At 55.1% G+C, this 12680-nt stretch carries 12 protein-coding genes and 1 riboswitch; of the genes, 6 read left to right on the plus strand and 6 right to left on the minus strand.

Features of this window, described 5'->3' with window-relative positions; translation table 11 throughout:
* Window positions 1–44: 44 nt before the first annotated feature.
* Window positions 45–1043, minus strand: coding sequence for a tRNA dihydrouridine synthase (locus WA429_RS02235; RefSeq protein ID WP_287464379.1), 999 nt, complete (start codon window positions 1041–1043; stop codon window positions 45–47).
* A 252-nt stretch (window positions 1044–1295) separates the two neighbouring features.
* Between WA429_RS02235 and WA429_RS02240 the strand changes: the two genes are divergently transcribed.
* Window positions 1296–1445 carry a hypothetical protein gene (locus tag WA429_RS02240; protein ID WP_170310061.1) on the plus strand — a complete coding sequence of 50 codons (150 nt, stop codon included), beginning with the start codon at window positions 1296–1298 and terminating at the stop codon, window positions 1443–1445.
* Window positions 1446–1631: 186 nt separating this feature from the next.
* The gene (locus WA429_RS02245) at window positions 1632–1787 is read left to right on the plus strand and encodes a hypothetical protein (protein ID WP_170310062.1); all 156 of its coding nucleotides are present in this window, start codon (window positions 1632–1634) and stop codon (window positions 1785–1787) included.
* A 64-nt stretch (window positions 1788–1851) separates the two neighbouring features.
* Here the strand turns inward: WA429_RS02245 and meaB are convergent, their stop codons facing one another.
* The 3 genes from meaB to WA429_RS02260 form a co-directional block, all read right to left on the minus strand.
* Window positions 1852–2910: a methylmalonyl Co-A mutase-associated GTPase MeaB gene (meaB, locus tag WA429_RS02250; protein ID WP_287464378.1), complete on the minus strand. Its 1059-nt coding sequence runs from the start codon at window positions 2908–2910 to the stop codon at window positions 1852–1854.
* Between the two features lie 82 nt (window positions 2911–2992).
* Window positions 2993–5146 carry a methylmalonyl-CoA mutase gene (gene scpA, locus WA429_RS02255; protein WP_287464377.1) on the minus strand — a complete coding sequence of 718 codons (2154 nt, stop codon included), beginning with the start codon at window positions 5144–5146 and terminating at the stop codon, window positions 2993–2995.
* Between the two features lie 2 nt (window positions 5147–5148).
* The gene (locus WA429_RS02260) at window positions 5149–7197 is read right to left on the minus strand and encodes a methylmalonyl-CoA mutase family protein (RefSeq protein ID WP_287464376.1); all 2049 of its coding nucleotides are present in this window, start codon (window positions 7195–7197) and stop codon (window positions 5149–5151) included.
* Window positions 7198–7345: 148 nt separating this feature from the next.
* Window positions 7346–7453: riboswitch (cobalamin riboswitch) on the minus strand.
* 323 nt (window positions 7454–7776) lie between these two features.
* Here WA429_RS02260 and WA429_RS02265 point away from each other — a divergent pair.
* The gene (locus WA429_RS02265) at window positions 7777–8199 is read left to right on the plus strand and encodes a response regulator (RefSeq protein WP_114112788.1); all 423 of its coding nucleotides are present in this window, start codon (window positions 7777–7779) and stop codon (window positions 8197–8199) included.
* A 44-nt stretch (window positions 8200–8243) separates the two neighbouring features.
* Here WA429_RS02265 and phhA read toward each other — a convergent pair whose 3' ends face one another.
* A complete protein-coding gene (gene phhA / locus WA429_RS02270; protein ID WP_287464375.1) occupies window positions 8244–9152 on the minus strand; it encodes a phenylalanine 4-monooxygenase in 909 nt (302 codons plus the stop codon).
* A gap of 140 nt (window positions 9153–9292) precedes the next feature.
* Here phhA and WA429_RS02275 point away from each other — a divergent pair, with 140 nt between their 5' ends.
* From WA429_RS02275 to WA429_RS02285, 3 genes are all read left to right on the plus strand, one after another.
* Window positions 9293–9772, plus strand: coding sequence for an Lrp/AsnC family transcriptional regulator (locus tag WA429_RS02275; RefSeq protein ID WP_114112790.1), 480 nt, complete (start codon window positions 9293–9295; stop codon window positions 9770–9772).
* A gap of 109 nt (window positions 9773–9881) precedes the next feature.
* Entirely contained in the window at window positions 9882–10886 is a 1005-nt protein-coding gene (locus WA429_RS02280; protein WP_287464374.1) for an asparaginase, read from the plus strand.
* Between the two features lie 22 nt (window positions 10887–10908).
* On the plus strand, window positions 10909–11229 hold the full coding sequence (locus WA429_RS02285) for a YnfA family protein (RefSeq protein WP_101245315.1): 321 nt from the start codon (window positions 10909–10911) through the stop codon (window positions 11227–11229).
* A gap of 42 nt (window positions 11230–11271) precedes the next feature.
* Here WA429_RS02285 and WA429_RS02290 read toward each other — a convergent pair whose 3' ends face one another.
* Complete coding sequence (locus tag WA429_RS02290) at window positions 11272–12672, minus strand: two-component system sensor histidine kinase NtrB (RefSeq protein WP_101245316.1); 1401 nt, start codon at window positions 12670–12672, stop codon at window positions 11272–11274.
* Between the last annotated feature and the right edge of the window lie 8 nt (window positions 12673–12680).

A 12680-nucleotide genomic window follows, 5' to 3' on the forward strand; every position in this document is an offset into this window, starting at 1 on the left:
AAAGGCCACCCCGTTTTGCATTTCAGAGAGAAAGAAGGCGCTGGCTATTCCGCCGCAATCGGAACGTCTTGCCGCTGATTTTCCCGAAGCGTCATATCGTGGCGCAGTTTGGCACGCAGTTCGTCGATTGACCGTATCCGTTTGATTTCATCAAAACAGGTCGCCCCCTGGGCGTGGCTTTTGCGGATCAGTGCCATCCATTGTTTGATGCGCCCGGCCTGGTGGTTTTCCGACGCGCCGTCTTCGTCCATCAGATCGCAATAGGCCAGCAACATGGCCAGAACATCCGCCCAGCTTTCCTTGGGCAGGCGGGATCCGCCTTCGAATGCCTTGATCCGGTTGGCAAGATCCGGGGCTGCAATCGCACCACGGCCCAGCATGAAGCTGTCGCAGCCGGAAATATCGCGGCATTTTTCGTAATCGGCGACGTCCCAGATTTCGCCATTACCGGTCATGCCGATCGAAATGGCATCCCGGATACGGGCCAGATATTCCCAGTGTGCTGGTGGTTTGTAACCTTCAAGCTTGGTGCGCGCGTGAACCGTCAGATGCTGCGCGCCGCCGGCTTCGACCGCACGGGCGATATCAAGAAACAGCTCCTTGTCACTGAAGCCAAGGCGGACCTTGGCACTGACCGGAATGTCGGCCGGAACTGCGCGGCGCACCGCCGAAACGATATGAAACAGATTGTCCGGACATTTCAAAAGCGATGCACCGGCTTCGCGTTTGTTGACGGTCTTGGACGGGCACCCGAAATTGATATCGATCCCCGGTGCGCCAAGTGTTGCTGCAAAGGCGGCGTTTTCGCCCATCAGTTCCGGGTCATGCCCCATCAACTGGACCAGTACCGGCACACCTGAAAGGGTCTTGCCGCCATTCAGAAGTTCCGGGCAATAGCGATGAAACACATGGGCGGGAAACAGGTTCTGCGACACGCGGATAAATTCGGTGACGCACAGATCAAAGCCGCCCGTCGCGGTCAGCAATTGCCGAACGCGCCAGTCAACCAGTCCTTCCATCGGTGCCAGCACCAGATGCGTCATCGCCGTTTAATCCTGTTTCCTGAAATCAGAGGGCGGCTTTTACCACAAACCGCACAAACGTGCCGTTGAAAAATCACAGAGCAGGAATGTGCGCGACCACCGAAATAAGGCGGAAAAAAGCGTATTGCTGACACCTTTCCAGCCGATTTGCGGGCCACATTTAAAGTATCAAAAACAACAATGAAACGCCCGGTCAGACTCAGACATTGCTTAGACAATGGTTGGTATCTGACAGGGCAGGAGCCAAAAAAGATGCTGTATATTTTTGAAAGTGCCTTTGATGAAGTCGAAGCTGTTTCGCGCGAAGCTCGTGAAAAGCTTTCCGGTCTTGAAACGGTGTTGAAGTCAACGTCTGAAAGCCTTCAGGTTCTGAAAGAACGTCTGGAACAGACCGCCTCCTGATCCGTTAAAACCATATCGAGATGCTCCCTCAAAGCCGATTAACCGGGCAAACACAAAGTGTTTCCGCAGGTTTGATCTATATCTTTGAATTGCAACACGAACAGGTACATGCTTGGTGCTATGGTCATTACGTGCCAGCCCGACACGATGCGTGTCAGTGCCAAGACGCATGAAGGAGGATTGAGAATGCTTTATATCGTTGAAAAAGCTTTGGACGAACTCGAAGCAATGCCGCGCGAAAAGCGCGAAGGCCTTGCCCATCTTGATCGCGAAATCAATGATGCTGTCGAGAAGCTTAAAATCCTCAAGGACAAGCTCAAGGCCGAGCCGGAAAACAAGTAACGCATCCGCGTTTGAAAATTCAAAGGGTCGCACATTTCTGGTGCGGCCTTTTGTTATGGCCGGTTCATGCCTGTCCGGTTGTTTTGATCAGGCCCAGCAATTCCTCGACCGCGGCGGTCGGATTGGTGGTGCCCGAAAGAACGTCGGCTTCAAGCGCGGTCAGGCGACTTGCGACGTCATCACGATGGGTAAAGGTTTCAAGCAGTCGGTCACGCAGCATGGTCCACATCCAGTCGCGCTGTTGACGGGCGCGCTTGGCGGTGAATTCGCCTTCCTTTTCCATCACGGCGCGATGCTGGTTGACCAGGTCCCAGATGGTATCAAGCCCGTCATTGATCAGGGCGGAAACCATCACTGATTGCGGGCGCCAATGTTTGCTGGTCGGCTGCAAAATTCGCAAAGCCGAGGAATATTCACGTTTGGCTTCACGCGCCTTGGCGGGGTCGGCATCGGACTTGTTGACCGCGATCAGATCGGCGATTTCAAGCACACCTTTTTTGATGCCCTGCAATTCATCCCCGGCACCGGGCAGCATCAGCACCAGGAAGAAATCGGTCATTTGCGCGACCATGGTTTCGCTTTGCCCGGCACCCACCGTTTCGACCAGAACCACGTCAAAGCCGGCGGCTTCGCACAGAAGGATGGTTTCACGGGTCATGCGATTGACCCCACCAAGATATCCGCTGCTGGGGGACGGGCGGATATAGGCGTTGGGATCAATCGAAAGCTCGTTCATCCGGGTCTTATCCCCCAGGATGGAGCCACCTGATCGCGCACTTGTCGGATCGACCGCCAGAACCGCGACCTTTTTGCCCGCACCGGTCAGGTTCTTGCCGAACGCTTCGATAAAGGTGGATTTACCCACGCCGGGTACACCGGTAATGCCGATGCGCTGCGAACCGCCGGTATGGGGCATCAGACGGGCGAGAACCGCCTGGGCCTGTTCGAAATGTTTGGGATTGCGGCTTTCGACCAAGGTGATGGCACGTGAAAGGATGGTGCGATCACCGGCACGCACGCCATCAACCAGTTCATCAGTTGATAGCACACGTCTGCGCACGGCCTTGCGCGGGCTGATATTGCCGCCCGTGCCTGCGGGTATGGTGCGCAGCGTTTCTTTCACCGATGGTTCCTTTGCGGATGCCAGATCACGGAGATATGCCCGCCGTCAGGTTAGGGCATGAAAGCCGGAAGAAGCAAGCCGATCAGGCTGCTTCTTCGCCAGACTGATTTAGCTTTTCTAGCAGGTCGCCCGCGGCTTCGGCAATCACCGTTCCGGGTGGGAAGATCGCCTCGGCGCCGGCTTCGAACAGTTTGTCGAAGTCCTGTGGCGGGATAACGCCCCCGGCAACGATCATGATGTCTTCACGGCCAAGCTTGTCCAGTTCGGCGCGAAGCTGCGGCACAAGGGTCAGGTGGCCCGCGGCCAAGGAGCTTGCACCGACAATATGAACGTCGTTTTCAACAGCCTGCTTTGCGGCTTCTTCCGGGGTCTGGAACAGCGGGCCGATATCGACATCAAAGCCAAGATCGGCAAAGGCGGTGGCAATGACTTTCTGACCACGATCATGGCCATCCTGCCCCATCTTGGCGATCAGGATACGCGGACGGCGGCCTTCGGCGGCTTCGAATTCCGTGATCAGGCGATCAACCTTGGCCAGGGCCTCGTTATCAGCACCAACTTCGGTTTTGTAAACGCCGGAGATGGAACGAATAACCGCCTGATGGCGTCCATAAACCTTTTCCAGTGCATCGGAAATCTCGCCGACGGTGCATTTGGCACGTGCGGCCTGAACAGCAAGTTCAAGCAGGTTGCCCGTACCGCTGTCTGCGGCATTGGTAAGGGCCGTCAGCGCACTTTCAACCGCACCATTGTCACGTTCGGCCCGCAGGCGTTCCAGTTTGGCGATCTGTTGGCGGCGGACTTCGGCGTTATCGACCTGAAGCACGTCGACCGGGCGATCATCGGTTACACGGTATTTGTTTACGCCAACCAGTGTCTGACGGCCGCTATCGATGCGGGCCTGTGTTCTGGCGGCGGCTTCTTCGATGCGCATTTTGGGAATGCCGGCTTCAATCGCCTTGGCCATGCCGCCCTGTTCTTCGACCTCGGCGATATGGGCCCATGCCTTTTCGGCCAGATCGCGGGTCAGGCGTTCGACATAATACGATCCGCCCCACGGGTCGATGACATTGGTCGTGCCGCTTTCCTGTTGCAGGAACAGCTGGGTGTTACGGGCAATCCGGGCGGAGAAGTCGGTCGGAAGGGCCAGTGCCTCGTCCAGTGCGTTGGTGTGCAGGGACTGGGTATGGCCCTGGGTTGATGCCATGGCTTCGACGCAGGTGCGGATGACGTTGTTAAACACATCCTGCGCGGTCAGGGACCAGCCCGATGTCTGGCTGTGCGTACGCAGTGACAAGGATTTGGGGTTTTGCGGATCAAACTGTTTGATCAGCTTGGCCCAGATCATGCGTGCGGCACGCATTTTGGCGATTTCCATGAAGAAATTCATGCCAATCGCCCAGAAGAACGACAGGCGCGGCGCGAATTTATCAATCGGCAACCCTGCGGCCTGACCGGCGCGGGCATATTCGATACCGTCGGCCAGGGTATAGGCTAGTTCAAGATCGGCGGTCGCACCTGCTTCCTGCATGTGATAGCCGGAAATCGAGATCGAATTGAATTTCGGCATGTTTTGCGAGGTAAAGGCAAAGATGTCCGAAATGATGCGCATCGATGGTTTGGGCGGATAGATATAGGTGTTGCGCACCATGAATTCTTTGAGAATGTCGTTTTGGATGGTGCCCGAAAGCTGTTCGTGTTTCACACCCTGTTCTTCGGCCGCGGCGATATAAAGTGCCATGACCGGCAGAACCGCACCATTCATGGTCATGGAAACTGACATCTGATCAAGCGGAATGCCATCAAACAGGGTTCGCATGTCATAGATGCTGTCAATTGCCACACCAGCCATGCCGACATCGCCGGTTACGCGGGGATGGTCGCTGTCATAACCGCGATGGGTGGCAAGGTCGAAGGCAATCGAAAGGCCCTTTTGACCGGCTGCAAGGTTGCGGCGATAGAACGCGTTGGATTCCTCGGCGGTCGAGAAACCGGCATATTGGCGGATCGTCCAGGGGCGCTGCACATACATGGTCGGATAGGGACCGCGCAAGAAGGGCGGCATACCGGGCATGGTTGACAGATGATCAATACCGTCAAGGTCGTTGGGGCCATAGACCGGTTTGACGTCAATGCCTTCTGGTGTGGTCCATGGTTTTGACTGGAACGGGTCCTTTGCCCCGGCAGAAGCCCCGTCAAACAGCGGAAGGTCGGAGAAATCAGGAATGCGGGTCATGGTTATTTCTCCCCCCGTTTGCCAAGAAGGTGGTCAAGTGCTGCACCACAAATCGCCAGAACATCCGCCCCGACATAGATAAATTCATCAATCCCGGCGGCCTCGTAACTGCCGCGGGCCTCGCCCGGATGCCCGGCAAGGTAAACCGTGCTGGCCCCGGCCGATTTCAGGGCCTTGGCAACGTTACCGGCCATGTCGCCATATTGCGGATCCGATCCACAAATGACGGCGATCTTTGCGTCACTTTCGGCAAAGGCCTTTGCGGCGGCATCGGCAGTATCAAAACCGTTATTGGTAATCGCCTCGATCCCGCCGGCTTCAAAGAAGTTGCGGGCAAAGGTCGCGCGGGCGGTGTGCTGGGCAACCTTGCCAAGATTGGCCAGAAAGATTTGCGGGAAGCTGCCCGATGCGGATTTATGCGCGTCTGCACGTTTGCGCAGGGCCTCAAAGCTTTCGGACAAACGATGCGGCGTCAGTGGTGAAATACGGGCCGCGGCACTGGTGCCATAAAGATCGGTAAAGATATGACCGATGGTGGCACCGGCACGGGCGGCCTCCATCATCGAAGCCAGATCTTTGCCAACGGTGCCGTCATATTTGGTCTGACGGGATTTGGCGTCGGCCTGAATCGCATCAAGGTCAGGCGTGTCGCATTGAACCTTGGCCTCGGCGATATTGGGGAATTCCGAAACGCCGGTCAGCGGATCACGCCGGGTCGCCAGACGCTTTTCGCGTTCCTGCCAGACAGTTTCGATTTCCGATTTCAGTGACCCGTTGGCAAGCGCCTTAAGGATACCACCAGACGCTTCAAGCGACTGGAACTTGCCCCACGTGGTTTGGGCCAGTTCCTTGGTCAGGTTTTCGATGAACCATGAACCACCGGCCGGGTCGATCACACGGTGAACGTTGCTTTCTTCCTGCAAGATCAGTTGGGTATTACGCGCAATACGACGGGCAAAACCATCAGGCAGGCCAATCAGATGATCATAGGGCAGGCAGGTGACGCTATCGGCGCCGCCAAGACCGGCCGCGAAGCTTGTAACGGTCGTGCGCAGCATATTGACCCATGGATCAACCTTGGTCAGGGCCATTTCAGCGGAAATCGCGTTGATCGAAATCGTTGCATCCTGTGCGCCGGATGCGGAAAGAACGCGGCTCCACATCATGCGAAGCGCACGGAGCTTGGCAATCCCGGCAAAGAAATCCGTCCCAATCGCAACGTTAAAGACAATCGCCCCTGCCGCCTGATCAACGGCCATGCCCGCATCGGTCAGGGCGCGCAAATAGGTCACACCCGATGCCAGCAAGCATGCCAGTTCCTGACCATCGGTTGCGCCCGCATTGTAATAAGGCGCGCCATTTACCGAAATTGCAGTTGCCAGCGGGAACAGATCAATCAGATCACAGGCAACAGATGCGGCATGACCAATGGCGTCTTCGGCACTACACGGCAGGGCACCCGTGGCGGCAAGGGTGCCGATCGGGTCGATATTAAAGGCCGGCGCTGCTTCGTCGGCATCGTCGGAGCTTGCGATATGAGCTGCCAGAAGGGCGGCTGCGGGAACACCGGCGGCCCCGGCATCCAGCCCGATGGTGGCAAGATTGGTATAAATGTCATCAAGGGCGACCTTAAGGTCCGCCAGGCAATGGATCGCGATCCCGTCAACGCCGACTTCGCCCGATGAAATTTCGCGCCCCTGACGGGCAGCGGCATCAAGCTTTAGCGTGATCGATGTCGCGCCATTTTCGAGATCTTCAAGAATCGCGGCATTGGTTACCTTGGGATCGGGATGGGTATGAAGTTGGCGAATATCCCAGCCGGTCACGGTTTCGCGCGGTTCGACCGTTGCGGTCAGAACTTCGTGGATCAAGCGGGTTGCATCATCCTGATCATCAAGGGTGTAGATCGGCTGAACGGAGAATCCGTCGCGTGCACGGGTCACCAGTTTCTTGTCGAAAGGCGCGCCTTTAAGGGCGTCCTCGGCAAGTTTACGCCAGCTTGCGTAGTCGGCAGATGGAAATTCAGATGCAAGTTTAAGCGGGTCGGACATGGATTCTCCCGGCTTGGTGACTTCTGTCTGATCCGCGGTATATGGGGATGGTGCGCAACCGACAGAACGTTTCCAAATATTATTTTACTACGGATTCCCTGTACCCGGTACACCCCGCCCGGCCCAATTCAAACCACGGAAACAGTATCGGTATTCTGACTCGTGCATCGGCAAAATCCGCCTTTGCACATACAGTTGCGGGGGCAGTTCCGGATTTGGCGACAGCATATTTGCTCCAGACCGCACCGGATTCCCGACGATATTTCCCGGTCACATTTGCGACAGGGCGGTTTATAGCACCTGACAGTAATTCCGTAAATAGGCATGGAAATACCTATTTAGGCGTAGTCGCCACGTCAGAGATGATGGTTCCGTAACGTCATGTCGTGGAAACCGGCGGATCTTCTTGCACTGCACATAGGTGCTTGGGGGGGTAAGGCCGGTCAGAAAATCGTCGTGTACTTTGATGGCAGAATCCCTGTTGCCAAAGCTATGTGGCAAAAAATCGGCAGGTTTAACCAATTTGACATTTTCATCTGCCAATTTGGGGCTGTCCCAATTCTCGGAGTATCGCCATCCATGAACGCGCTTAGCGCCATGCCGTCGCAAATCAGTCCTGATGGACTGGTTGCCTTTGCCGACGACAGTCCCAGTGCCAAGGCCGCACTTGAAACAGTGTTGCGCCGGGCAGGATATGACGTGGCCGGTTTTGATTGTGCAGATGACCTGATCGATCAGCTTGACGGGCTGTATCCCCGGGCCATCATCCTTGATATCGAAATGCCGGGCATGAGTGGCTTTGAAGCGTTTTGTGAAATTCGCCGCCGTTATCCCGATGCGGTGAATGTGCCGGTATTTTTCTTCTCGGCCCATTATGACGCCGATACCCGCGCGCAGGCAGATGCGCTTGGCGCTGCTGATTTCATCAGCAAGGATGCCAGCCCGACCGTGGTGCTTGAACAGCTTAACCGTGTTCTTGGGCAATCCATCAGCGCCTGCTGATCATTATCATCGAACCATCGTATGTGGATGTTGGACGCCCTGCTTTATGCAGGGCGTTGTTGTTTGGCGGTGATGTTATGCGTGCTGCCTTGCGGGCCCAGTGCAATGATACCGTCTGCGTCGCCATGCAGGTGATAGAGCCGGTCTGTCGGAAGGGTGGTTTCGGGATCAATCGACGGCTGATTTACAAGGCGTTCATAGATCGGCGCCATTGATGTTTTCATGGCGTCAAACAACTGATCATAGCTTTCCAGCACGAAATAGGTTTTCTGGAAATCGTCAATCGCATAGTCGGTCGCCATCACCCGTTCGAGGTCAAAAGCCACCCGGTTTGGCGTCGGATCGGTTACCGAATAAATGGTTTCGGTTTGCGATGACAACATGCCTGCCCCATAGGCGCGCAGGCCATGTTCGGTCATGATCAGGCCGAATTCGACCATATACCAATACATCCGCGCCAGGTTTTTTAGGCCGCCCATGGCGATGGCCTCGGCCCCCTTGGCGCCATAGGCAGCAAGGTAATCGGCAAAGACCGGATCATAAAGCATCGGCACATGGCCAAAGAAGTCATGGAAAATGTCGGGTTCGACCAGATAGTCCATTTCTTCGGGTTTGCGCAGCCAGACCGTTACCGGGAACCGCCGGTTGGCGAGATGGTCAAAAAACACATCATCAGGAACAAGTCCCGGCACCGCGACAAGATGCCAACCGGTGGCGGGATGAAGCTGTTCACTGACCCGGCCGAAATGCGGAATCTGATCCGCGGCATCAAGGCGGGCAAGATTTCGAATGTAATCCGGGGCGGCATAACCCGGCAGAATGGCCGACTGGCGGGCATAAAGCTTGCGCCATAATTCGTGTTCTGCTTCTGTGTAGGCATCCCAGTCCTGCAAGATGGTGTAATCATCATTGATGTGGCTGTAATCGCCGCGCAGATTTTTTCCCTGATCCATGGCCGTCCTCATTTTGGTTCTTGTGCCGATTTATGAGAACGATTCTACATCAGTTTAAATGTCATTTTTGGGCCAATAAGATATCAAAATCGGGTGCTATTGATATAATGTGACCATAGGTTGATATTTTGGGGTGAAAAATGACCGATGTAACCTTAAGCACAACAGACATCCGCATTCTGCAAGTTCTGCAACGGGATGCCTCGGTCAGCAATGTGCAGCTGGCTGAAATGGTTGGTATGTCCCCGTCACCCTGTTTGCGCCGGGTCAAGCAACTTGAAGAAAGCGGGGTGATCAAACGACAGGTCGCACTGCTTGATCGCAAGAAACTGGGATTCGGGGTGTTGGCAACCATTCAGGTCCGTCTGCAAAGCCACACCGAAGCCGGGGCAGAGGAATTCGCCCGTGCGATGAACGATCTTCCGGAGGTTCTGTCCTGCTGGGCGATGACCGGCAGGCAGGATTTCCTTTTGGTTGCCGTGGCACGCGATATCGAAAGTTTCGGCGATTTCGTCACCCATCAGTTGCTTTCGATGCCCAATGTCCGTGATGTGCAGTCCAGTCTGGTTCTTAAGGAATACAAGAATCTGACCGCCATCCCGATGCCCAGACTGCCCTGAAATGGCAGGGTAGCACGGTGGAAATGATCGGGGGTGCTTGGCGAGACTTGCTTTTGGCCCCATGTTTCGGGCATAGGAAGAACAGTCCCACATCTGCCGGAGCAACAAGATGACCCAAGCCGCCAATCCGATCCTGGTTGAAGCCACCCGTGGCGATATGGTCGAAAGTTTCCATCGTGGACGCTATGTGGTGATGAAAGCGGATGGCACGGTGATTGATCAGGGCGGGGATATCGATGCGTTGATGTATCCGCGATCCGCCATCAAGCCGTTGCTGGCGATCCCGTTTCTTGAAAGCGGCGCGGTTGAGGCATTCGGGCTTGAGGACAAACATATTGCACTGGCGTGCTCGTCCCATAATGGCGAAGAAGAACATGCACAGACGGTAAAAGCCTGGCTTGAAAAGATCGGGTTTTCGGTCGATACGCTTGAATGCGCGCCGCACTATTCACTTAGTGCAGCAGCCGGGATCAAGCAGGCAGCCGATCACGTGACTCTGACCAAGGCGCACAATAATTGTTCGGGCAAACATTCTGGTTTTCTCAGCACGATTGCGCATTTGGGCGAAGACCCCAAAGGATATATCGAAGAAGCCCATCCCGCCCAACAGCGCCTGATCAAGGTGCTTGAGGAAATGGGCGATTGTGATTTGTCATCGACCCCGCGCGGTATTGATGGCTGCGGCATTCCGGTGATCGGCATGCGGTTGCGTGACCTTGGACTGGCCATGGCACGAATGGCGGACCCGGCCGGGCTTGATCCCAAGCGCATTGATGCGATCAAACGCATCCGCAAGGGATGTGCAAATGCGCCCTTCATGGTCGCTGGCACCGGTCGTTTCTGTACCGGGATCATGGAAGAATGCGGTGAAGATGCATTGGTCAAGGTCGGGGCAGAGGGTGTCTATTGCGCGGCCTTCCCGAAACAAGGGTTGGGCGTTGCCCTTAAGATCGATGACGGGACCCAGCGCGGCGCGGAAGTCGCCATGGGCGGACTGTTGCGCAAGCACGGTGTGATTGACGATGCCAAGGCAGAAATTCTTAAAAACTATCTGACGCCGGTTTTGACCAACTGGGCGGGCAAATATGCCGGTGATTTACGTCCGGCTTTCTGATTGCGGATAAACGGAAAAGTATATGCAAAGCATCGCGGCCTATATCTTTGCAGCTATTGCTGAAATTGCCGGATGCTTTGCCTTCTGGGCCTGGCTGCGATCGGGGAAGTCGATCTGGTGGATCGTGCCGGGGATTGCATCGCTTGTTGTGTTTGCCTGGTTGCTGACCAAGGTCGATGCCGAATTTGCCGGGCGTGCATATGCAGCCTATGGCGGGGTTTACATCACCGCGTCGGTATTATGGATGTGGGTTGTTGAACGCAGCAGTCCCGATCGCTGGGATGTGACCGGGCTTATGGTATGCCTGCTTGGTGCGGGCATCATATTGTTTGCACCGCGCTGAGTGGTTGGTTGTCAGCTGCAGCGACCTTGATCGTCGATCTGTTTATTCACTTGCCGATTTGCCTGTGCGGTCCTCGCCCGGAAGCAGCACATGGAATGTTGTTCCCTTGCCGACCTGGGTTTCAAACCAGATCCTGCCACCATGGCGCACCGTTACGATGTCATGGGTAATCGACAGCCCCTGACCGGTGCCTTTGCCGACTTCCTTGGTGGTGAAGAACGGGTTGAAGATTTTCGATCTGTTTTCCTTGTCGATGCCCGTGCCGTTATCGGAAATGCTGATCAGGATGCTGTCATCAAGGGATGTGGTTTTGACGACAATCTCGCCTTCGGACGGTTTGCGCCCGGCTTCCTGAATGGCCTGAACCGCATTGACAATCAGATTGAGAAAGACCTGGTTGACCTCGTTGATATAGCAAGGAATATGCGGGATTTCCGGGTCAAACTTTTCGACCACGTCGGCATAGTGTTTCCATTCATTGCGCGAAATCACAATGACGTTTGACAGTACCCGGTTGATGTCGGTTGTTGTTTTTTCCGTCCCGCCGGGATGGGAGAATTCCTTCATCGACAGGACGATGCGCGCGACCTGATTGATACCGTCAAGGGATTGCTGGGTCGCATGCGGGATTTCTTCGAGCAGGAATTCCATATCTGAATTGCGCAATTGCTTGGCGAATTCCTCAAAGGTGTTGTCGGGCAGAAATGCGCGGTTTTTCCACAGTGTTTGCAGTGACAGTCCAAGGACACGCGAAAGCGCACCATAGCTGTCATTGAGGAATTTCAGATTGTCGCGGATATACTGGCTTGGCGTGTTGATTTCATGGGCGATACCGCCGGCAAGATGGCCAATTGCCTCAAGCTTCAGAGCTTCACGCAGATCTTCTTCGAGCTTCTTTTGTGCATCTTCGGCCTGACGGCGGCGGGTGATGTCGCGGAAAATATAAAGATAACTCATTTCCGAACTGAAATTGGCCGGGCTGACGATGATTTCCATCGGGAAACTGTCGCCATCCAGTCGCTGGGCCATGGTTTCGGTATAGTCGTATTTCAGAACGCCGGAACTGATATTGATACACCGGTTCAAAAGCCGGTGGCGCACCGTCATCTTGCGGTCGATAAACATCACATCGACTGATGTTCCAAGCAACTCGCCACTTTGCGCACGCAGGATTTCTTCGGCGGATTTGTTGAAGTCCTGAATGATGCCGGCGGCATCCACAATCAGGATGCCTTCGACCACGGTATCGAGGATCGTTTTAAGGCGCTGGGTGATTTCCAGTTTGCGGCGGCTCTGTTCGTTGAACAGTTCCATGAATTGCTTCTGGAATTCTTCGGGGGCTTCGATCTTGCTGATTTCGTCAAGCAAGTCGTCATTGGTGATCAACTCGTCACCGCCGCTCATGATTTTCGGCGTTTCGATGTTATCCTGATCTTCGGCCATGGTTCTTT

The sequence above is a fragment of the Thalassospira sp. CH_XMU1420-2 genome (assembly GCF_037029325.1).
In the GTDB taxonomy this organism is placed as follows: domain Bacteria; phylum Pseudomonadota; class Alphaproteobacteria; order Rhodospirillales; family Thalassospiraceae; genus Thalassospira; species Thalassospira povalilytica.

Coding starts and splice junctions, on each gene's coding strand:
- WA429_RS02235 (WP_287464379.1), bottom strand. CDS start 1,043: ATGACGCATCTGGTGCTGGCACCGATGGAAGGACTGGTTGACTGGCGC.
- WA429_RS02240 (WP_170310061.1), top strand. CDS start 1,296: ATGCTGTATATTTTTGAAAGTGCCTTTGATGAAGTCGAAGCTGTTTCG.
- WA429_RS02245 (WP_170310062.1), top strand. CDS start 1,632: ATGCTTTATATCGTTGAAAAAGCTTTGGACGAACTCGAAGCAATGCCG.
- scpA (WP_287464377.1), bottom strand. CDS start 5,146: ATGACCCGCATTCCTGATTTCTCCGACCTTCCGCTGTTTGACGGGGCT.
- WA429_RS02260 (WP_287464376.1), bottom strand. CDS start 7,197: ATGTCCGACCCGCTTAAACTTGCATCTGAATTTCCATCTGCCGACTAC.
- WA429_RS02265 (WP_114112788.1), top strand. CDS start 7,777: ATGAACGCGCTTAGCGCCATGCCGTCGCAAATCAGTCCTGATGGACTG.
- phhA (WP_287464375.1), bottom strand. CDS start 9,152: ATGGATCAGGGAAAAAATCTGCGCGGCGATTACAGCCACATCAATGAT.
- WA429_RS02275 (WP_114112790.1), top strand. CDS start 9,293: ATGACCGATGTAACCTTAAGCACAACAGACATCCGCATTCTGCAAGTT.
- WA429_RS02280 (WP_287464374.1), top strand. CDS start 9,882: ATGACCCAAGCCGCCAATCCGATCCTGGTTGAAGCCACCCGTGGCGAT.
- WA429_RS02285 (WP_101245315.1), top strand. CDS start 10,909: ATGCAAAGCATCGCGGCCTATATCTTTGCAGCTATTGCTGAAATTGCC.
- WA429_RS02290 (WP_101245316.1), bottom strand. CDS start 12,672: ATGGCCGAAGATCAGGATAACATCGAAACGCCGAAAATCATGAGCGGC.